The sequence below is a fragment of the Bacillus cereus group sp. MYBK195-1 genome (assembly GCF_051916605.1).
Taxonomy (GTDB): Bacteria; Bacillota; Bacilli; order Bacillales; family Bacillaceae_G; genus Bacillus_A; species Bacillus_A cereus.
The window spans coordinates 1-20349 of record NZ_JBQAGZ010000002.1 but is presented as its reverse complement, the minus strand read 5'-3'; the positions used below and the strand labels follow the sequence as shown (position 1 = coordinate 20349).

Sequence of the window (20349 nt, the reverse complement as noted above, 5' to 3'; positions counted from 1 at the left end):
TTATTCCTCCAATCCTTCCTTCAAAAGCTCCTTCGCTTTTTTCAGTCTCGTTTTTATCGTGTTTTCCTTTACTTCTATTACTGTAGCAATCTCTTTAATTGATAATTCCTCATAATAAAATAGATAAATGACTTCTCGATATTTTATCGGTAAATTCATTACCGCAGAAGCCAACCTACTATCCTCAGCATTTTGAATAACTGTTTGTTCGACACTTTCTTTTTGACTCTCCATATACGTAAAGTCATCCTCTGTAACGATAACTTTTTTGTTATACCAACTTTTTATATAGTCCTTACATTGATTGATTGCAATTCTCCATAACCATGTTTTCACATTCGAATTCCCTTTATATGTATGAAGAGATTTATAGCATTTCACGAATATATCTTGCGTTACATCCTCCGCAACCTCTTTATTATTCACATACGAATACACAAGCTGCAGGACTTCTTGTCCATACTTGTTCATTATTTCGTCGATAAGGTCCTCCTTATCTTCTATTTCAAACGCTTCTATCGTTAATTCATCCACATCATTTCCTCCTTCCCATATATTAGACGAAGCACTGTATGGAAAAGTTTTATAAATGTATAAAAAAATACGATCGGCAATCACATTTTTTATAAAGCACTTCCTCAGTAAATTACATATAATAAACCGAATAGTCGTTACAATGCATTCACCTAAAGAGCGTCTTTCTCCCAAGGCGCTCTTTAAGTTTACAATAAGGATTTTGTCTTAGTTTTATATCATCAAGATTCCCCTCATCGCTAAATTAAAAAGAGAACCGATTTAATCGAGTCCCCCTTCTTTCTAACGCTCACTTAAAGAATCTAATATATCATGGCCATACAAAGATGAATCGATAATATCAAAACTAATACATTCTTCATACAAGTGTAGTATTTAAACTTCTATACATAACGCAATTGCATGAAAACCTTAACTTGTAGGAAATTCATAAACAGGTTATACATGATAAACTACAATTTACACAACCACCATTTAAAACTAGGAATTTTCATCCATATATCTTGTTCCCTATTTTAAAACATAATACAATGAATACGTAACTTAATAAGCTATAACTAGTAGGTGTGGCAATCATCTCTTCCATTTTGAAAAAAGGGGGAGGTGATAATATAATCGCGATGTTTGTAATTAAATTAGTGTATGGTATCCTAACCAGAGCTGGCGTTGTCATCGGTAGAAGATACGTCGGTCCGTGGCTAATTTCTGTATACAAAAAAGCGAGAACCACCCTGCTTCGTGGAAAAGGTAAGGGCGGTTCTCTGCTAAAACGTTAATGTAATTGTCTTATAACCGCACCTACTACCACCACAATAGCAAGTTAGGTTACACAAGGCAGAAGTTTCTCAGGCTTCTGTCTTTTTTATTTTATGCAAAATTCACACTACATACTCTATCATCATTGTAACACATTTTATTTATTTTTAGTCAAGAGAAAAAACACCTCTTGAATTTGCATAATAAGTATACAAATTTTTAAAAATTAAACCATCTATCCCCTAAAGTATATAGGAAATAGATGGTTTAGTTTTTTTAACGTGTGTTCCATTTTCATGGCTCACTTCAAATCACTGTGATTTTCACTTTATTCTTCTAAATACCCAATCGCAGCTAGTGCCTGTAAGTATTCTTGAAACAAGGGATTTTCAATATTACATTCTTCTTTTTCTAAGCCCATAAGAACTGTAAGTTTATTGTACATCATCTCTGAATGACCTAATAGGTTGAAGTAATTAATGTATGTGCCATCCGCACTTGCTAAAAAAATAACAATTAATTTGCCTTCTTGAATTTCTTTATTGAAAAGATCTTGCTCATTGAAATCTGTATTTTGTTCAGATTGATTAAGTTGTATCATTTCAGCAAAATTTTTTTTTTCCGCATCACTAAACAACCCCATCAAAACAGCCTTTTCCTCGATCTTATAACACTTTACTATTTCTTTAAATTCGATATTTGTATCTAGATAAATGGAACCAATTTTATTTTTTTTGATTTCTGTAGCTCTATACTCACTTTTCAAAATTGTATCAATTTCGTCTATCGAAAATTTATTTGGGATGTTTCGCATTTTGTATTTTTCATAAAGTTTATTTATCATACACTACTCCTTTTTAATAGAATGAATGACCACCTGTTCTATTATGGATATGGAAGTGGAAATAATAACCTTCTGCTGACGTTTTTCCTTTGTCACGCTCAGGGCCAATTGGTGTTCTCCCGTTTCCAGCATCTTTTGCAACAGTTGCCGCTAAAGCATAAGTTTTTGACCAAACATTGTTATTCTTTTTATCACTTGATTTCATTCTTGAAACTGCAGTTGCTTTAGAAATTGGTCCGCCAATATATAAATCACCTTTTGTTAAAACAGCAGCATAGTGATCATATTTTTTCTTTCGTAATTCTGCTGCAACTTTCCCCACTACCGTATATGTAGCACCTGCAATAATTACAGCAGCACCAATCGCGATTAAATGCGAAACAAGCCCTTGACCAATTACACCTGCCAGCGGTAATAAGAACACTACAGAAGCATGCGCTTCCATAGAATCTACTTCAAAAGATTCGTTTGTTTTTATATCGGTAAATGTCGCTTTAAACACTTCGTCAGTAGCCTCTTCAACGTCAACTCTATATTCTTTTTCAACTTCATTTCCGTTTGCATCTTTTTCCATTGATTTCACTGTAAATGTGTTATCTGTTTTATCCCAAGCCGCTGAAACTGTTGCATCACCTTCTACCGTTTCAACTTCTGTTTGTACTTCTACTTTCTCACTATTATTCTCAAGTACTTCAATATTCTCGTCTTGAACCCAACCTTCAGCTAAAACTTTACCATTTGGAATGATTCCAATGCTTAAAACAAAGATTAACATTAATGATACTATCTTTTTAATCATAATTCTCCACCCTACTATAATTTTATAAAACCATTGCCAATTTGATTACTGCCACCAATGTCCACTGTATTTTTTTCTAAAATTTTATACACTTCTTGAGGGAACTTTACTTTGCTAGATGGCAGTTTAAATGTTTCCTTATTCGCAAGAATTAAAGATACAATTCCTGTTACGTGAGCCGTTGCTAGAGATGTTCCATTTTCAATCGAATAACCATTAGAAGTTGTAGTGGTTATTACGTTCACACCTGGGGCTGCAAAATCAATTTTCCCATTCCTTGCAGCTTTATAAGCGTGATTTACTGCTGTTACTGAAATAACATCTTTATAATTAGCTGGATATTCAACTTTTCCGCCATAATTATTACCTGCAGCTGCAATAACAATTATCCCTTTTTGAATCGCCTTCTCAATCACCCTTTCAAGTTCAGGATGGTTAGAAGACATACCAAAGCTAATGTTTAACACATCAACATTTTTTTCAACGGACCAATTAATACCTTGAACTAAATTATCAATCTTCCCTTTTCCATCATCATTAAGAACTTTAACATCATAGAGTTCCACTAGCGATGCTGCAACGCCAGTGATTCCAATTTTGTTATTATTTGCTGCGATAATACCTGCCACATTCATTCCATGGCCTAAAACATCAATTACTGGATGTTGCGGCTCAATTACGTTGTATTCTTTAATTACAAGATTTTTTAAATCATCATGTTGTTTTTCTATTCCACTGTCTAATATCGCAACCTTAATCTTACTTTTGGATTCGAATTCCCAATATTCTGAATTTAAATTCGAAAGTGCCCATGATCTTACTTGCTCCTTTTTGCTTTTTTCTAGTAAAGCAAGGTTGTCTGATTGATTTATTTTAACCAAACTCGTACGTTGAAAGAAAAAGAAATAGACAGTGCAAATTGCAAAAACACAAACTAAAAAAATCAAAGAATACAAAATTTTCTTCTTAATCACTATCCCCTCCTAACATTAAATAAATTCTAATATACATATATAACCAAAACAATACTGTTTTTTACTATTTTTTCTTGTTATACTGATACTGAGTTTAGATAAACATTTCATTTAGTAACCTATTCACCAAATGAATTTAATTGAAATAAATGTAAAATGATAAAATTCTTACCGGAAAATCCATCTCTTGGTTCATCAGCAAGAGATAGTCACACTCGAAATATCCCCCAATATATTCTCGTAAAGTAGAAAACTGAAACAGATTAAATTTCTTTAGGGATGGCTTCACCATCTCTTTTCTGTTTCAGCTTCAAAGATTGGTTCAATGACTAATTTTGTTGCTATTTGTACAACTCTATCTTTGATCGTAGGAATTCCAAGTAATCTTTGTTTTCCATCCCCCTTTGGAATATGGGTTCTTCTCACAGCTTGTGGATGATATGGCTTACTTTTGAGTTCCTTGTACAACTCATTTAGAAAGTTACGTTCTCCATATTGGTGAACAATTCCCTCAATTCTTTGTCCATCCACTCCTTCCCTTCCTCTATTCCGTTTTACTCTTCGCCATGCTTCAGCTAGTATATCGGGGCGATAAATCTTATCATACAACGCATGAAATCTTCGGCTTGAATTTTCTTTGGCACAAAGATATAAAGTCTTCCAAAGTTCTTGAGCTTTTACATCAGTGTAGTTAGCAAGTTTTCCAGTATTCACTCACTCGTACCTCCTTCCAACTTATGAACAAAGTAGAGGTCCTTCCCTACATAACGTTGTGTTGTGGTTATGATATTCAGTACTATGATCTCCTCCGACTCCCTCTTTACAGTCCACCATTTCGCATATGCTTATAGGCTTTCTCTCTCCTTTCTGAAAGAAAGGGCAAAGGAGGGTCTCCCTAGTTCCAGACACTACTTTCTCAACATACCATCCTCCGTACCCCGAAGGATTCTTCGATGCTGTATTTCCAAGTTCTTCACGTCTTCCATGGTTTTCTCCTATATTCATCAGGCTCAACTTCCCTTTGTCCTATTGCTAGGTTTCTTTTAACGAGGCGGCAAGGTTCACTTTATGTTACGGTTTGTTGATTCGCTCGCACTTCTAAATAGAAGTCACTTTGTCACAGAGCTTCAACCTTAGGATTTCTCCACCAGTTGCCTGTTAGCTACTAGACGACTTGGCTCTTACCTAGGCTGGACTTTCACCAGCAAGCAGTGCCCAGCTTAGCTGGGCACGCAAAATAAAAAGACTCTCTCCATTAATGATAAGAGTCTTTTTAACACCAAATACTCATAATTTATCCCCTACAATAAAGAAAGAATTGTGTATTTTTATACCTACACAATTCTTTCTTCCAAAAACATATCTATTTTACGCTAACGCAGCTGCCTGTTCTTGTTGATCTACAGGAATTACAGCGTCTGTTAATGCTTTTTCTAGTTCTGCTGTATATTTCATTTGTTCTTCTTTGCTCCAGCCTAGTTTCGCAGCCATGTAGTTGATTACTGCTTCTTTCCACTCGTATACCCAGTGGATGTTGAAGAATACAGCGCCTCTGCGGCGTACGAAGAAGTCAACTGGTTTTGCTGTCATTTCGTAATCCATTGCATATACAAGCGGGATTAGAACGTCAAGCGGCATGTTGTATTCTTTCGCTTCGTCTTTATGTTTTTTCGCTAAGTCAAATAGTACGTCAACGTTAGAACCATAGAATTTCGCGAATTCTTCTGCTTGTGCTGTTGTTAAACCATATTTCGTACCTTCGCCAGCTTTTTTCGCAACGAATGCTGGGAATCCGTGTGAACCATCTACATGTCCACCAGAGATTGGCATATGTTTCGTGTCGCTCTTCGGATATGCGCTATGACCTTCTTTTTGTAGTAAGTTCGTTACGTAGTCTACTACCATTTCAGCCATTTTGCGGTATCCTGTTAATTTACCACCTGCGATTGTAATTAAACCAGATTCAGAAGTCCAAATTTCGTCTTTACGAGAAATTTCAGATGCACTCTTACCTTCTTCATAAATTAACGGACGTACACCAGCCCAGCTTGATTCAATGTCTTTCTCTGTAATTTTCACGCTTGGGAACATGTAGTTAATCGCATTAATGATGTATGTGCGATCTTCTGTTGTCATTTGTGGTACAGCTGCGTCTTTATCATAGAACGTATCTGTTGTACCTACGTATGTTTTTCCGCCGCGAGGAATCGCGAACACCATACGTTTATCTGGTGTATCGAAGTAAATCGCTTGACCTAATGGGAAACGTTTTTGATCAATTACTAAGTGAACACCTTTTGATAACTGAAGTACTTTTCCTTTTTTCGAGTTATCTTTTTCACGAAGTGTATCTACCCAAGGGCCAGCTGCGTTTACAATTTTCTTACCGTACACTTCATATACTTCACCGTCTAGTAAATCGATTACACGTACACCGCATACTTTTCCATCTTTATATAAGAAACTGTCTACTTTTGCATAGTTAACCGCTTTTGCGCCGTGCTCAATTGCTTCTTTCATTACTTCAATTGTAAGACGCGCATCATCTGTACGATATTCTACGTAGTAACCGCCGCCTTTTAATCCTTCTTTTTTTACAAGAGGCTCTTTGTTTAATGTTTCTTCACGGTTAAACATCTTTCTGCGCTCGCTTCGTTTTACACCTGCTAAGAAGTCGTATACACGAAGACCAATTGATGTACTAAATGATCCGAACGTACCGCCTGTATGGAACGGAAGTAACATCCACTCTGGTGTTGTTACATGGGGACCGTTCTCATATACGATCGCACGCTCTTTACCCACCTCTGCTACCATTTTCACTTCAAGTTGTTTTAAATAACGTAGACCACCGTGTACAAGCTTCGTTGAACGACTTGATGTACCTGCTGCAAAGTCCTGCATTTCAAAAACAATTGTTGATAACCCGCGTGTTGCTCCATCTAATGCAATACCAGAACCAGTAATACCTCCACCAATTACGATCACATCTAACTCTTGTTTATTTACTCCGTTTAATACGTCTTTACGTTGTTTACTTGAAAATTTCATGGTAATTCCTCCCTTTGATAACGAAAAAAGAGACCACAAACTCCGCTATAGATTTCACCTCTATAGCGCGTTGTGGTCTCTCCAAATCTCCTACCGAATTATTAACTTGTCACCATTATAACACTGTTTATGATTATTTGAAAGCTTTTGTTGCTTCAATTGCTTTTTTCCATCCAGCATATAGCTCTTCGCTTGTTTTCGCTTCCATCGTTGGTTCAAAGCGTTTGTCCATATGCCACTGTTCTTTAATTTCATCTTGGTTTTTCCAATATCCAACCGCAAGACCAGCTAAGTATGCTGCACCTAGAGCCGTTGTTTCGTTGATCACTGGACGCTCTACAGGAACATCTAAAATATCACTTTGGAACTTCATTAAGAAGTTATTTTTAACCGCTCCGCCATCAACGCGTAATGTTTTCAGTTCAATACCTGAATCTGCTTCCATTGCGCATAATACATCTTTCGTTTGGTAAGCTAAAGATTCTAGCGTTGCACGAATGAAGTGCTCTTTCGTCGTACCGCGTGTTACACCAAACATAGCGCCGCGTACTTCACTATCCCAATAAGGTGTTCCTAGTCCAACGAATGCTGGTACAACGTATACACCATCAGTTGATTCAACGCGACTCGCATACACTTCACTCTCACTTGCATCTTTAAACATGCGCATTCCGTCACGTAACCACTGAATTGCAGAACCTGCTACGAAAATACTTCCTTCTAATGCGTAGTTTACTTTACCATCTATTCCCCATGCAATTGTTGTTAATAGACCGTGCTCAGAAGCTACTGCTTTTTCACCTGTGTTCATTAACATGAAGCAACCAGTTCCGTAAGTATTTTTCGCCATACCTTCACCGAAACAAGCTTGTCCAAATAATGCTGCTTGTTGGTCACCAGCTACACCTGCAATCGGTACATTTTGACCGAAGAAGTGGTAATCAATTGTTTCTCCGTAAATTTCAGATGATGGACGTACTTCTGGAAGCATGCTCTTTGGTACTGTTAACATTTCTAGAAGCTCATCATCCCACTGTAAGTCGTGAATATTAAACATTAACGTACGTGATGCATTTGAATAATCTGTTACGTGTGCTTTACCACCAGATAGTTTCCATACAAGCCACGAATCAATTGTTCCGAATAATAGATCGCCGTTTTCTGCTTTCTCTCTTGCACCTTCAACGTTATCTAAAATCCACTTTACTTTCGTACCAGAGAAGTATGCATCAATTAAAAGACCTGTTTTTTCGCGAACCATTTCGCTATAACCTTTTTCTTTTAACTCATCACAAATTTCAGCTGTTTGGCGAGATTGCCATACGATTGCGTTGTAAATTGGTTTACTAGTTGTTTTATCCCAGACAACCGTTGTTTCACGTTGGTTCGTAATACCGATACCTGCGATTTGTTCTGGTTTTACATCTGCTTCGCTTAAGCAAGTTGCGATAACTGCTAAAATAGATCCCCAAATTTCTTGCGCATTATGCTCTACCCAGCCCGGCTTTGGAAAATGTTGTGTAAACTCTTTTTGAGCTGAATGAACAATTTCACCTTTTTTATTGAAAAGAATTGCGCGTGAGCTTGTTGTTCCTTGGTCTAATGAAAGAATATATTTTTTCATATCGGTTTCCCCCTTATGCTACTTTTCTACTATTTGTATTGCTTCCGCTTTTTTTACTTGTCATATAAGAGATTGCTAGTACAATCACAGTTGCGATAATCACATAAATAAGTGCTGAATTTTGTTTTCCTTCAAATACAACTTGATGGAATAAACCTGCAAGTGATCCACCTAAAATTGGACCAACTACTGGAATCCATGCATACTTCCAGTTTGAACTGCCTTTTCCTGCAATCGGAAGGAAGAAGTGTGCGATACGCGGACCTAAATCACGTGCTGGGTTAATTGCGTATCCTGTTGTCCCACCTAATGATAAACCAATACTTACAATTAAGAAACCTACGATAAATGGATTTAATCCATCTGCAAATTTATTTGCACCAATTGCTAATATACCAAATACTAAAACGAATGTTCCAATCATTTCACTTAAAAGGTTTGCAAATGTGTTCGGAATTGCTGGACCTGTTGCAAATACACCTAACTTTGTTCCTGGATCTTCTGTTTCTTTCCAGTGTGGTAAGTAATGTAAATATACGATAACTGCCCCGATAATTGCCCCAATCATTTGTGCTGCGATATAACCAGGTACGTCACTCCATGGGAACGCTCCCTTAAATGCTAATCCTATTGTTAAAGCTGGATTCAAATGTGCCCCACTAATTGATCCAACCGCATACGCTGCTACCGCTACTGCTAAGCCCCAGCCCATTGTAATAACAATCCAACCAGAATCTTTCGCAAACGACTTCTTTAAACTTACACCAGCACAAACGCCGCCACCAAGTACGATTAACAACGCAGTCCCTATTAACTCTCCTAAAAATGCTGACATAGTATCCCTCCACAATCAATTTAAACGCTTCCAAATGTGATAGAGGTAAAATGAATGGCCATTCGTTTTTGTAAAAAGAAAAAGACCCACAGCTTGCACGCTTCTATATAAATTTATATAGAAACAATGAAATGTGGATCTCTACTTTTCTCCGTCACGTTTATTAACTTGTCTATAATGTTAACCGTAAATGAAAGCGGTGTCAACGAAAAAATTCACATTTTCGTCACTTTTTTTGGTAATGTTTCCATAGTTCGCGTTTTGATGTCGTAATTGCTGTCGCACCAGCGTTTAAAGCTCTTTCCACATCTTCTACAGTACGAATAAAACCACCCGCTAAAATCGGTACACCAGTACGCTCTTTCACTTCAGCAATAACATCCGTTAATGCTCCAGGAAGTACCTCAATATAATCCGGTTTCGTCTTATCTAAAAGATTGCAGCTCTTCTCCATCGCACTCGAATCGATTAAAAAGATGCGTTGTATTGCCACAACACCTTTTTGCTTCGCCTTCATAATAACGCTCGCCTTTGTTGAAAGTAACCCGTACGGTCTAAACTCCTGACATAAATATTCCGTCGCATGCCCATCACTCTGCAAACCATGAATTAAATCCACATGTAAAAACACCTTTTTACAATATTGCTTCGCAAGTGATATAACACTTTTCAATTGACCGACATGAATATCTAAAATAACGATATATTCATACGAACTATGTAATAGCTTTTCCAAATCTTTAATTTGCCTCACTGCCGGCAAAATCTTCTGTTCATGAAATTCCATTCTATATGTCCCCTTCTTTATGTCATCCTATCCTTTATAGTACACAATTTAAGTGAAAAGAACAGCTAGTGTTGGGGATTTCTTTCAAATCTTTCCTCTATCTATATATTTTCTTCAACTTATCCGATCCCATACCACCTATAATCATGAATGCAAGGGGCAAAAGATTCATTACATATGGCGCATCTGCTACAATTGTAATACTTGCTCCTGCAAACTTATTTAGCATCCATACAACGATTTTGATAAGAAACAAAAATACTCCAAGCGTGAATAGACTATCGAAAAACACCTTCCATTTTGGATATGCTAATTGTTTACTATCTTCAATTACTTTTTGCGTCAACTCTTCGTCACTCCTTAACAATTCATCAATCGTAATACTGAATAAATCGCTTAAATGAATAATAATTTCAATGCTCGGATAGTTCTTTCCCGTCTCCCATTTCGAAACCGACTGCCTACTTACATGAATTTTTTCAGCCAAATCATGTTGCGACCAATTTCGTTTTTCTCGTTCTTCTTTTAAACGTTCGCTAAAAATCATACTGTGTATATCACCTCTCTACGTCTAGTATGGACAAATACATAATGAAGAGTAAAGCGAGTTGTCGTTGCGTTAGCTGTGCAACTTGTGCGTTACACCTGAAAATAAAGCTATGTAGTATGTCGATTTCATATATTTTTCTTCTATAATAATTTCCCGAACAATAATACAACGAACAGATACTAGTTAAGACTAGATTAGGCATAAAAAATACGCCATCCCTTCTTATCAGTCTCCAGAAAGAATAACGCAAATTTTCAATTTTTACTCATCATTTTTCGGACTATATGAAAACCCCGGATATTTCACAACAGGCCACTTCTCCTTGCGCAGGGAATCCATTACTTGCGGGCCAACATGTATATTACTCTCCACTATTTCTTTAGGAGTCAGTGCCATCCATTGATTTAACGATACATCTTCAAAACGATTGCTTCTGAACATCTCTAAAAACCATAATGTTTCGGTACCTGTATTTTGAATATAATGCCCTGTCGCAAACGGTACATACCCGACATCGCCAGCTCTATAATCAAATGTACGAGCGGTACCATTTCCAAGAAACACAGTCATTCTCGCTTCCCCTGTCAAATAATATTGCCATTCATCATTATTCGGGTGCCAATGAAGTTCTCTCATTCCGCCAGGCTCAACCTCAACGAGCGCTGCTGCGATTGTTTTGGAAATAGGGAAATTTGTAGAATCTACAATTCGAACGCTACCACCAGGCGTCTTAATCGGCTGTTGTTTTAACAATTCATGTTTAAATGTTAAAGGAACTTCTCCTTTCGGCGATTGAATTTCCTGACTTTCAAGCGAACCTGGCACCTCTCCTTGATAAATATAAACTTGATCTGAAGGAATAGAACGAAAAGCACTCTCAGGTACTCCGAAATTAGCCGACAACACTTCTTTTGGCGTATGCGCAAACCAATCAGAAATAGCTAAAGTAGATAAATCAGAAAAATGCCCATCATCGAAAACGAGTAGAAATTCACAATGTTCCAATCCTTGAATGGAATGCGGAATACCAGGAGGAAAATACCAAAGATCACCTGGCCCAACATCAGCAATAAAATTACGCCCATTTTGATCAACAGCCGTTATGCGCGCCCGTCCTAAAAGCATATACGCCCATTCCGCTTCTTTATGCCAATGTAGTTCTCGTACTCCACCGGCCGTTAAACTCATATTTACTCCCGCAATCGTCGTCGAAACCGGTAGTTCCCGAGCAGTAATCTCCCGAGACCACCCGCCTTGTTTCAAAATCATAGAAGTGTCCGAGAATGAAAACTTCAAGTTAGGAACTAACCCTGCATCCGTTATAGGCGGAACAAGCATATTCGGATTTTGAATATCCCGCATAACATTACGAGGTCCAGAATCAATCGCACCTGCTCCGTCACTGCGGATTGGTTGTGGCACATTCCCTCCCGCTTCATTAACAGTACGTTTCTTCATGATTACACTCCTTTTTCATCCGATTAGTAAGTAAAAAACCTCCATCATAGTGTATGAATTGGGCTTTGGATGGTTACAGTTACTATGGTTTAAACCGTGAAAAAACGCGTCTACTATTGTTATTTTTTATCGGAAATTCAATATTCCCCATCAAATAAAAAACCCTGTAAAATTTATTACAGAGTTTTTCACCAATTATTTATTGTTTTACATATCGAATACGAACATTATCGTCCATTTGATAAATTTGTAATGTGTTTCCATAACTAATTCCTAACTCTTCACTTGCACCAACTGCACCCACAAGTACCCCTTAAAATAATTTATTCTCAGTTGGTTTTACTACCGATACTCTTCGCTGCCTCTTCAAACAGTTTCGAACCTTCTTGTGCTTTACTTAATGATTGATGCATTTTACTTTCGTCTTCTTGGTCCAATGCATCAAATAGAAGTTGAAAACAATCCGCATACAGTTCCATCGACTGCTTTATCTTCGCCTGTTCTCCCTGTAACTCAGGAGGCGCTTGTAGATTCTTCAGTTTCGTTGCAGTTGCCTTTGCTCCACCTAAACTCAGTTGTACTTCACTTTTCTTTTGTTTGTATGATTTTACGTCTGAATCTGCTATTCCTTCAATTAATTTCATTGTATCTTCAATTTGAGTAGCACTATTTATGATATCTGCCTTGTACCTTTCAACATCTGAACCAGTTACCTTACCAGTTGAAGAACTAGAAGAAGTTGAATTATTTGAAGAAGAACTTGATTGACTACTTGATGAACTACTGTTTGTACCTTCACCTTTCGCTACAGATAAGCTATCCTCTTTCTTGCTATCAGTTGACTTACTCTCTTTTTCAGAAGTCTTATTCTCTTTCTCTACCTTTTGCGTTTCTTCTTTCTTTGGCTCAGCTTTCTTACCATCAGTTTCAATTGTAATACAACCACTCAATAACATAACTGGTAACGCTAAACTTACTAATTTCTTTGCTTTCATGATTACTAATACCCCTTTATTTGTAAAATGTAGTGCAAACAAGTTAATATACTTAACTAATAAATTTCCCCCGAATAATTTATTAAAATCTACTATCCATAGATTTCCTGTATATTCATAATCTTTCCATATATATCATTTTACAAAGAATTACATATTTGGTCAAAGGGATTTATGTAGTCCTTAAAAGAAAATTTTAATCCCAAAGAAAAGAAGCTAACAATAAATTGTTAACTTCTCAATCGAAAGTAAAATACTATCTTTCCTTATCTTCTAATATCTAGGTTGTGATTGAATATTTGTAAGATGAACATCATACATATCAATGATTTCAAGAAATCTATCAGCTTCACGGAAAACATGGTCTGCTAATAACGGATGAATGATACTCTTTATTTTACATTGCTCAATTAAATCACGTGCTGTTTTCTTAAAATCCCGAAGAGATGCAACCGACACACGATTTTGATCTAAAAATTGATCTAAAAGAGGGGCTGTTTGGGATTGTGGTTTCATAGATTCTAAGTCAATTGCTTGATACATCAATTCATCAAAATCATTGCTAAAATTCCGTGCTGTATCTACAAGCTTTCTTTCCGATGGATCAAGAAGATGGCCAATAAATTTAGCATGGTCTGCCATAATCCGTAAAAAGAAAACATTTTCTTTAATAATAGCATCAGGAAGAGCATCTAATTTACCTTCATTTAATTGTATTAAACGTTTTCTAAAATAATCAGCTTCCCTACTTGTATGGTCAACTAAAAGTGGAAAGTTATTTTGTCCTGGCAATTTACATGTGAGAATTAACCCTAAAATTTTTCGTTTAAATCCCCAAATATTAGTTGCGGCTTGTTGTACTTCTGCATTAAATCTTTTTATTTGCTCAGGATCTGTTTCATTTGTATAGGAATGCGCTATTTGTTCAATATGTTCAAACAATCGATAAAATTGATTCGCCTCTTCGATTAGTTGAGTATCCTCGCACCTAAATCCTAAACGAAGAAAAAAAGAATGCTCCTTCATGATTCTAGACCAAAAACGAATTTCATTTAATGAACGCTCAACAAACATTACAGATGTAACACCTGTATCCGGATGTAATGAAGTTTCATCCCTATGCATTGTTAATCCCCCCCCAGTAAAATCCCCACTAGTTCCATTCTTATGAGTAAAAATATATATAAATACCATCAATAAAAGTTTATGATGACTCTCTTATACATGTAAAATTAAACTAATATAAACTTAGCTTGATGAACATATACTGCTCCCGCAGAAGAAAAAAGCTACCACCGAGATGTAAAATCCTACTAGGTGGTAACCTTTCAAAATTTCTATCAAAGCAATACCGAATCTTTATCACTTTCCTGATTACGTTTCTCACGCTCTTCTTCTAAACGCTTCATATATACTTCGCCTTCTTTTTCGATAAACTCATTATCCATATCTTGCTCTTTTTTCGAAGTATATAAAACCATGTAGCCACTTAGTACAATCCCGACAATTACAAGATACACCCACCATGGTAAAGTTTCCAAATCACTTCATTCCTTTCCTTAGACAAGCCTTATTAGTTTCACTTTATGAGGAAAGAAGTGGATTTATGCTTAAAATTTTTATTGTGGATGCTTCGCGAAAAATGCTTGTACATATTCCATAAACTCAATTGGTTCTTGACGAAACGGTGCGTGGTATCCTTTTTCAATAATATGAAACGTACTATTTGCAAATAGCCCATGATACAGTTCACCATTTTTCCAAGAAACGCTCTTATCGTGTCGTCCCCATATAATTAAAGTCGGCACCTTAATCTTATCGGCTTCCATCGCGATGCGGCGCTCTCTCATTTTCGTAAGCTGATCATAATGCTCTTTATCATCACGACTATTTTTCACTTCATTTTTATTATACTTCGTAATCTCGGTTACAGTTTGTAAGTCCGTCGATAGCGGTGGTACTTCATAACTTTCTTTTTGCTGGAAAGACTCTATCCCTGTAGCATCCGCCAAGATGAGATGCGTCACTGCATCCGGATATAAATACGCTAAATTGAGGGACATCTCTCCGCCCATTGAATGGCCGAGCACCGCAAACTGATCGTATCCGAGCTTCTTCATTAACTTATAATATAAATTCACTTGCGCAGGAAACGAATACTGAAAATCAACCGGCTTAGAAGAACGCCCGAACCCTAAAATATCAACCGCAATAATCGTATGGTCTCGCGCTAGTTCCGGATAAATATCACTAAACCCATCAGAAGAACCACCAAACCCATGCAACATGAGTAACGGCGGTTTTCCCTCACCAATTTGCTTAAAATAAATCGTCTGCCCATCAATTTGTGCCATACTCTCTTTCGTATTCAGCTTCATCATAACAGTATCTTTCACTTCTTCAACCTTCGCAATCGGCTTATCAACGAAGTTACATACGATAAGCAAAATAAGCACAATACCGCTAATCAAATAAAACTTAAACCGTTTCAACATTCCCGTCTCCTTTCTCTTGTTGTTATTTAAAGTTTTTACATTTTTTGGTTATTTTATGTTCTCTTTTTAATTGTAACTAAAACAGTTACAATTATACTAAAAAAATATAACTCATTTCTGTTACTAATGGTTATTCTGTAACCATTATAGTTACATATTTAAAGTAAGTCAATTCTTTTCTCTACATGACCTGAAAATAGAAAAAATGACCTGAAAATAGAAAAAGGGACTTCATGTTGAAGTCCCTTTCTTTGTTATTATAGTTGGCTTACTCCGCCGTCGCCTTTATTATCTGCTGGTGCTCCTCCTGTGTCTCCAATGTTAACGTAGTCTGGTCTTGCTGGTGCTCCTCCGTCACCAATATTAACTGCTTGCTGTGTAGTAGAAGAAAAATTAAGTCCCAATGAAAGAATCCCTACAAAAATTAATCCTTTTGCTATTACGCCTACTTTTTTCATTATTTCAACGCCCCTTTTTCTAAATGTTTTTTCTGTGCTTGATTATTTATATAAAAATATTTACTTGCCTTTACATGGTTTTCTTCTTTATAAAATTGCATAGCTAAAATCTCAGTATATTCTTGAATACAATCCAACAAACCTTCTTTCTCAAAATATAAAATCCCATTTAAAATAGTGGATTCTAATAATACACTAGACGTCTTTTGATTCATTTCCTTTAAAATTACAAAACGGTGCTGAAATTCTTTATTTTGTATCTTATTACATATATCTAATCCTTTTTCAATTAATTCAGCGGCAGTATCGATTTTTCCAATTTTGTAATATTCACGTGCTAATACAAACATTGCTTTGAAATGTTTGGGATTACTTTTTATTACTTCTACTAAATGTCGAATTGCTAAACTCGAAAGGTTTTGACTTGCATATAACCATGCTAAATTATGACGAACCATTGTAATAAATCTTTCATTATCTATCTTTTGAAATACATCTAATGCCAAATTCAACTTCTCTTCGGCTTGTATTGCTTTAAATCAATACAAGCCATTGCAAAAATATTCTCACACAAAGCAATACAAACTTCATAGCCAGGATGTTTTTCATATTCATCTTTTGCTAAACGTATTTGATCAATCGCCATCAATGGTTTATACGTTTGATAAGACAAATATGCAAATCTATAATTGAATTCAGCATGTTCCAACGAAGATGTTATATATTTAAGTAATTTCCCAGCCTCTTCAAAGTGATTTTTTGACTCAATGTAATTTGATATATACATTGCATGAATACCTTTAAATAAGTGATAATAATGTGTTAAAAGTGCGTCATCAGGAATTATAAAGGTATTAATTTCATCAAAACTATTCTCTGTAATACTCAAACTATCAATTAGCACATGATAACGGAATTTTAATAATGCGTGATAAAATGCCGCATACTGATCTTCTTTAATATAAATAACCTTGGACTCTATTTCCTCATTTAGTACTTTCGCTTTAACCACATCTTGTTTTAACATTGAATGATACCAATCATCCAATAAGTGTCTCATTTGCTCCCGCGTTACTACATCTGCTCCCATACACTCGCATCCCCTTTTCTCCAAAATTACAAAATTAGGATTTTTATACAATTATCAAAATTGTATATTACCACTCCTTTTCTATGTATTGAAAAATAATTATCAGAAAATTAAATATTTTAATTAATTATACCAAACTTTTCCTTTTTAATAACTTGAGAAACAATTGTCAGAAACTTAACAGGACAAATAAAAAGCAAGCAGTTCCAGCACTCCGCTAAAACTACCTGCTCTCCTACTTACTATCTCTATTTTTACTCTTTAATAAATTCCTTCGTACTTCTCACTGTATCAATTGGACGAACTAATTTTTCAATTTCTTCACGTTTTGGCTCTAGGAATGGAGGTAAAGATAATTTTTCGCCAAGTGTTTCGTATGGCTCATCTCCCATAAACCCTGGGCCGTCTGTTGCAAATTCAAATAAGATTTGTGGTGCAACTCTTGCGTATAATGATTCGAAGAAGTGACGGTTTACATAGCCAGATGAAGGAAGTCCAACGCTACTGATTCTCTCAATCCATTCTTCTAATACAGCGCGATCTTCTACGCGGAATGCCGCATGGTGCACTGTACCAAAACCTTGTTGTGCTTCAGGAAGAACTGTATTATGTTCTACAATGACAGAAGCACCGTTTCCACCTTTATTCACTTCAAATAAATAGAATTCTCCTTCTTGCGCAACCTCTTTAAATAATAAAACTTTTTCTAACACTTCTTTGAAGAAACTAAAGTTTGCAATACGGATGAATACAGGGCCTAAACCAGTAATTGCATATTCTAATGGAACTGGCCCGTTTTGCCATGGTGTACCTGATTCGATCCCTTTATCAAGTTCATCTGAGATTAATTGATAGTGTTGGTCATCAAAGTCAACGAAAGAAAGAGTTTTCTTACCAAATTGCTCTTTAATTCCTGTATGTTCTACTTCAAGACGGTCAAAGCGTTTCACCCAATACTCTAATGCTGCATCAGTTGGAACACGGAATGAAGTTTTTGAAATTTCATTCGTACCGTGTACTCCTTTTGGAATACCTGGGAAGTCAAAGAATGTCATATCTGTTCCTGCACTACCTTTATCATCTGCAAAGAATAAATGATACGTTTGAATGTCATCTTGGTTTACTGTTTTTTTAACTAAACGCATTCCTAAAACGTGAGTGAAAAACTCATAGTTTTTTTCTGCACTACTTGTAATCGCTGTAACGTGGTGAATTCCTTTTAATTGGTTCATTTTATATTCCTCCAATGGTTTTAAATTTTATATTTTCTCTTCAATAGGTGCTAAATTTGCTTCAATCTCTGCACGCTGATTTTCTAAGAACGGTGGTAAATCAAGTTTTTCTCCTAAATGTTCTACATCTCCATCAACTGTAAACCCTGGTCCATCTGTCGCAATTTCAAAAAGGATTCCGTTTGATTCACGGAAATATAAGCTTTTAAAGTAGAAACGGTCAATGATTCCTGAAGAATGGAAGCCTCTTTGTTTCACTTGTTCTTCCCAATAGGCAAGCTCTGCATCGTTTTTCACACGAATTGCTAAGTGGTGAATGCTACCGCGACCTGGTTTTTCAGTAGGACCATCTAAATATTTCACAACGATTTCTCCAAAAGCCTCTCCTTTAATGGACTGAAAAATTGCTTCCTCTTCGCTGCGGCTAACCTCTGTATAACCAAACATCTCTGTAAGTGTACTCGCCATTTTATCAAGTCTACGAACTGTCATTTCTACAGAACCCATTCCTTGAATTTGATGCTTTGCAGGAACTTCTGATTTCTCCCAAGTTTCCCAGTGCTCTACTTTTTCTCCGTTTGAAACGAGTAGTACTAAGCGAAGACCTTCAGCATCCTCAAATTGTAAAGCAGGACGATTTGCATATGTTGTCATCTCACTATGTTTCACATCAAATTTCTCAAATCGTTCTTTCCAGTAATGTAAGCTTTCCTCTGAAGGAACGAGTAATCCAATTCGAGTAATCGCATTTGTACCGCGATATGTTCTTCCTACTAAAGGAATTTCAAAAAATGATAACTCTGTACCCGGACTTCCTGTTTTATCTCCGTAAAATAAATGGTACATTGACGGATCATCTTGGTTCACTGTCATTTTCACACGACGTAATCCAAGCACATTTTTATAAAAGTGATTATTTTCATTTGCATTTTTCGTAACCATTGAAATGTGATGATGCCCTTTAATTTTATACATTTTTAATTCCTCCGCTTCGTTTTACTAGTCAAGTGATGATAAAAAAATAATATGCTTTTTAGCTGTTCAATTTATTCTCATTATGTTTTTGTAAATTCATCTTAGTTTTTACTAAATAAGTTACTTCGTTTTTTAATCGAAAGCAACTGAGTATATGTTTTTCATATGACTCAATCGCTTTCGTTACTATCACTTTACAACTCAAGTGATTAAAAAGCAAGTAATTTATCTCAAATTCGAGATATTTTTTTATTAAATAACATTTTGGACTAAAAACACGAGAAATTCTTGGTTTGAGGACATTATAAAATTCATAAGTTGATGGATGTGAGATATCGCCAGCATTTTTGAAAAAAACACGCTAAGAGTATGCGAGATTTTATACAGTTTTTTCGTTAATCCAATAACAGACAAGAACCCTAAAACCGCACCAGAATAGGAATGTATAAAAAATTGCATAGATTGATAGAACAAAAAAAGAAGGTTCCCTTGTGAGAGTAGGGTTCCTCCTTTTTCCTTGCTACCGATAATAGGACGTTATGTTAACTGATCATGTATAGGATATTCATATAGAAATTGTTTCTATCAATGCTGAATTATACAAAGAAGGAGGCATGATAATGAAAAAAGAACAATTAATATTAATTGCTAGTCTTACTCTTTTATTTCCTGTCCTTGAATTTTTCTTCCAGAAATATGATTACTTCAATTTTTACGCACATATAGGTATTATAGCCATTGCTGTATCAACTGTTGTATTCACACTCCATTATATAAAACGAATTTATTGGAAATTATCGATCGTATGAGGAAATTATGAAAGAATAGAATTTAATTGAATATGTTTTCTATTACCCGTTTCAAGCTTTTCCCCATACCTTTTACTGCCCAT

The 20349-nt window shown here is 35.9% G+C and carries 19 protein-coding genes and 1 pseudogene; 1 reads left to right on the top strand and 19 read right to left on the bottom strand.

The genetic code is table 11. From position 1 onward, the window contains the following. From ACTFRY_RS09735 to ACTFRY_RS09645, 19 genes and pseudogenes are all read right to left on the bottom strand, one after another. Positions 1 to 534, bottom strand: a complete 534-nt coding sequence (locus ACTFRY_RS09735) for a sigma-70 family RNA polymerase sigma factor (RefSeq protein WP_000344007.1) — start codon at positions 532 to 534, stop codon at positions 1 to 3. Positions 535 to 1618: 1084 nt separating this feature from the next. Beyond that, entirely contained in the window at positions 1619 to 2134 is a 516-nt protein-coding gene (locus ACTFRY_RS09730) for a hypothetical protein (RefSeq protein ID WP_016117371.1), read from the bottom strand. Positions 2135 to 2147: 13 nt separating this feature from the next. Continuing rightward, positions 2148 to 2933: an SAR2788 family putative toxin gene (locus ACTFRY_RS09725; RefSeq protein ID WP_016117370.1), complete on the bottom strand. Its 786-nt coding sequence runs from the start codon at positions 2931 to 2933 to the stop codon at positions 2148 to 2150. Between the two features lie 14 nt (positions 2934 to 2947). Next, on the bottom strand, positions 2948 to 3814 hold the full coding sequence (locus ACTFRY_RS09720) for a S8 family serine peptidase (protein ID WP_255285167.1): 867 nt from the start codon (positions 3812 to 3814) through the stop codon (positions 2948 to 2950). A 378-nt stretch (positions 3815 to 4192) separates the two neighbouring features. Then, a complete protein-coding gene (locus tag ACTFRY_RS09715) occupies positions 4193 to 4621 on the bottom strand; it encodes a hypothetical protein (protein WP_229172679.1) in 429 nt (142 codons plus the stop codon). Between the two features lie 654 nt (positions 4622 to 5275). Beyond that, positions 5276 to 6958 (bottom strand): aerobic glycerol-3-phosphate dehydrogenase, encoded by a 1683-nt coding sequence (glpD, locus tag ACTFRY_RS09710; protein WP_000672831.1) that lies wholly within the window; start codon positions 6956 to 6958, stop codon positions 5276 to 5278. Between the two features lie 133 nt (positions 6959 to 7091). Further along, complete coding sequence (glpK, locus tag ACTFRY_RS09705; RefSeq protein ID WP_000760011.1) at positions 7092 to 8582, bottom strand: glycerol kinase GlpK; 1491 nt, start codon at positions 8580 to 8582, stop codon at positions 7092 to 7094. 13 nt (positions 8583 to 8595) lie between these two features. After that, on the bottom strand, positions 8596 to 9417 hold the full coding sequence (gene glpF / locus ACTFRY_RS09700) for a glycerol uptake facilitator protein GlpF (RefSeq protein WP_086409443.1): 822 nt from the start codon (positions 9415 to 9417) through the stop codon (positions 8596 to 8598). A gap of 226 nt (positions 9418 to 9643) precedes the next feature. Beyond that, on the bottom strand, positions 9644 to 10204 hold the full coding sequence (glpP, locus tag ACTFRY_RS09695) for a glycerol uptake operon antiterminator GlpP (protein ID WP_000394285.1): 561 nt from the start codon (positions 10202 to 10204) through the stop codon (positions 9644 to 9646). A 97-nt stretch (positions 10205 to 10301) separates the two neighbouring features. Beyond that, positions 10302 to 10751: a helix-turn-helix domain-containing protein gene (locus ACTFRY_RS09690; RefSeq protein WP_098616907.1), complete on the bottom strand. Its 450-nt coding sequence runs from the start codon at positions 10749 to 10751 to the stop codon at positions 10302 to 10304. Positions 10752 to 11015: 264 nt separating this feature from the next. Further along, positions 11016 to 12212 carry an oxalate decarboxylase family bicupin gene (locus ACTFRY_RS09685; RefSeq protein WP_098616908.1) on the bottom strand — a complete coding sequence of 399 codons (1197 nt, stop codon included), beginning with the start codon at positions 12210 to 12212 and terminating at the stop codon, positions 11016 to 11018. 329 nt (positions 12213 to 12541) lie between these two features. Continuing rightward, positions 12542 to 13207 carry a DUF7018 domain-containing (lipo)protein gene (locus ACTFRY_RS09680; protein WP_098616909.1) on the bottom strand — a complete coding sequence of 222 codons (666 nt, stop codon included), beginning with the start codon at positions 13205 to 13207 and terminating at the stop codon, positions 12542 to 12544. A 273-nt stretch (positions 13208 to 13480) separates the two neighbouring features. Continuing rightward, positions 13481 to 14332 carry a DUF2935 domain-containing protein gene (locus ACTFRY_RS09675; protein WP_000554479.1) on the bottom strand — a complete coding sequence of 284 codons (852 nt, stop codon included), beginning with the start codon at positions 14330 to 14332 and terminating at the stop codon, positions 13481 to 13483. A gap of 215 nt (positions 14333 to 14547) precedes the next feature. After that, positions 14548 to 14748, bottom strand: coding sequence for a sporulation YhaL family protein (locus tag ACTFRY_RS09670; RefSeq protein WP_000449225.1), 201 nt, complete (start codon positions 14746 to 14748; stop codon positions 14548 to 14550). A gap of 78 nt (positions 14749 to 14826) precedes the next feature. Beyond that, the gene (locus ACTFRY_RS09665) at positions 14827 to 15702 is read right to left on the bottom strand and encodes an alpha/beta fold hydrolase (RefSeq protein ID WP_098616910.1); all 876 of its coding nucleotides are present in this window, start codon (positions 15700 to 15702) and stop codon (positions 14827 to 14829) included. Between the two features lie 257 nt (positions 15703 to 15959). Further along, positions 15960 to 16160 carry a Phr family secreted Rap phosphatase inhibitor gene (locus tag ACTFRY_RS09660; protein ID WP_098616911.1) on the bottom strand — a complete coding sequence of 67 codons (201 nt, stop codon included), beginning with the start codon at positions 16158 to 16160 and terminating at the stop codon, positions 15960 to 15962. Continuing rightward, positions 16160 to 17250, bottom strand: a pseudogene (locus ACTFRY_RS09655) (hypothetical protein). Before ACTFRY_RS09655 ends, ACTFRY_RS09660 begins: the two are co-directional and overlap by 1 nt. Positions 17251 to 17504: 254 nt before the next feature. Further along, on the bottom strand, positions 17505 to 18482 hold the full coding sequence (locus ACTFRY_RS09650; RefSeq protein WP_098138432.1) for a ring-cleaving dioxygenase: 978 nt from the start codon (positions 18480 to 18482) through the stop codon (positions 17505 to 17507). A 27-nt stretch (positions 18483 to 18509) separates the two neighbouring features. Then, on the bottom strand, positions 18510 to 19457 hold the full coding sequence (locus ACTFRY_RS09645) for a ring-cleaving dioxygenase (RefSeq protein WP_048568213.1): 948 nt from the start codon (positions 19455 to 19457) through the stop codon (positions 18510 to 18512). Positions 19458 to 20077: 620 nt separating this feature from the next. Here ACTFRY_RS09645 and ACTFRY_RS09640 point away from each other — a divergent pair. After that, on the top strand, positions 20078 to 20266 hold the full coding sequence (locus tag ACTFRY_RS09640; RefSeq protein ID WP_016117365.1) for a hypothetical protein: 189 nt from the start codon (positions 20078 to 20080) through the stop codon (positions 20264 to 20266). Positions 20267 to 20349 lie beyond the last annotated feature (83 nt).

Coding starts and splice junctions, on each gene's coding strand:
- ACTFRY_RS09730 (WP_016117371.1), bottom strand. CDS start 2,134: ATGATAAATAAACTTTATGAAAAATACAAAATGCGAAACATCCCAAAT.
- ACTFRY_RS09640 (WP_016117365.1), top strand. CDS start 20,078: ATGAAAAAAGAACAATTAATATTAATTGCTAGTCTTACTCTTTTATTT.
- ACTFRY_RS09660 (WP_098616911.1), bottom strand. CDS start 16,160: ATGAAAAAAGTAGGCGTAATAGCAAAAGGATTAATTTTTGTAGGGATT.
- ACTFRY_RS09650 (WP_098138432.1), bottom strand. CDS start 18,482: ATGAACCAATTAAAAGGAATTCACCACGTTACAGCGATTACAAGTAGT.
- ACTFRY_RS09680 (WP_098616909.1), bottom strand. CDS start 13,207: ATGAAAGCAAAGAAATTAGTAAGTTTAGCGTTACCAGTTATGTTATTG.
- ACTFRY_RS09645 (WP_048568213.1), bottom strand. CDS start 19,457: ATGTATAAAATTAAAGGGCATCATCACATTTCAATGGTTACGAAAAAT.
- glpK (WP_000760011.1), bottom strand. CDS start 8,582: ATGAAAAAATATATTCTTTCATTAGACCAAGGAACAACAAGCTCACGC.
- ACTFRY_RS09725 (WP_016117370.1), bottom strand. CDS start 2,933: ATGATTAAAAAGATAGTATCATTAATGTTAATCTTTGTTTTAAGCATT.
- glpP (WP_000394285.1), bottom strand. CDS start 10,204: ATGGAATTTCATGAACAGAAGATTTTGCCGGCAGTGAGGCAAATTAAA.
- ACTFRY_RS09675 (WP_000554479.1), bottom strand. CDS start 14,332: ATGCATAGGGATGAAACTTCATTACATCCGGATACAGGTGTTACATCT.
- glpD (WP_000672831.1), bottom strand. CDS start 6,958: ATGAAATTTTCAAGTAAACAACGTAAAGACGTATTAAACGGAGTAAAT.
- glpF (WP_086409443.1), bottom strand. CDS start 9,417: ATGTCAGCATTTTTAGGAGAGTTAATAGGGACTGCGTTGTTAATCGTA.
- ACTFRY_RS09665 (WP_098616910.1), bottom strand. CDS start 15,702: ATGTTGAAACGGTTTAAGTTTTATTTGATTAGCGGTATTGTGCTTATT.
- ACTFRY_RS09685 (WP_098616908.1), bottom strand. CDS start 12,212: ATGAAGAAACGTACTGTTAATGAAGCGGGAGGGAATGTGCCACAACCA.
- ACTFRY_RS09690 (WP_098616907.1), bottom strand. CDS start 10,751: ATGATTTTTAGCGAACGTTTAAAAGAAGAACGAGAAAAACGAAATTGG.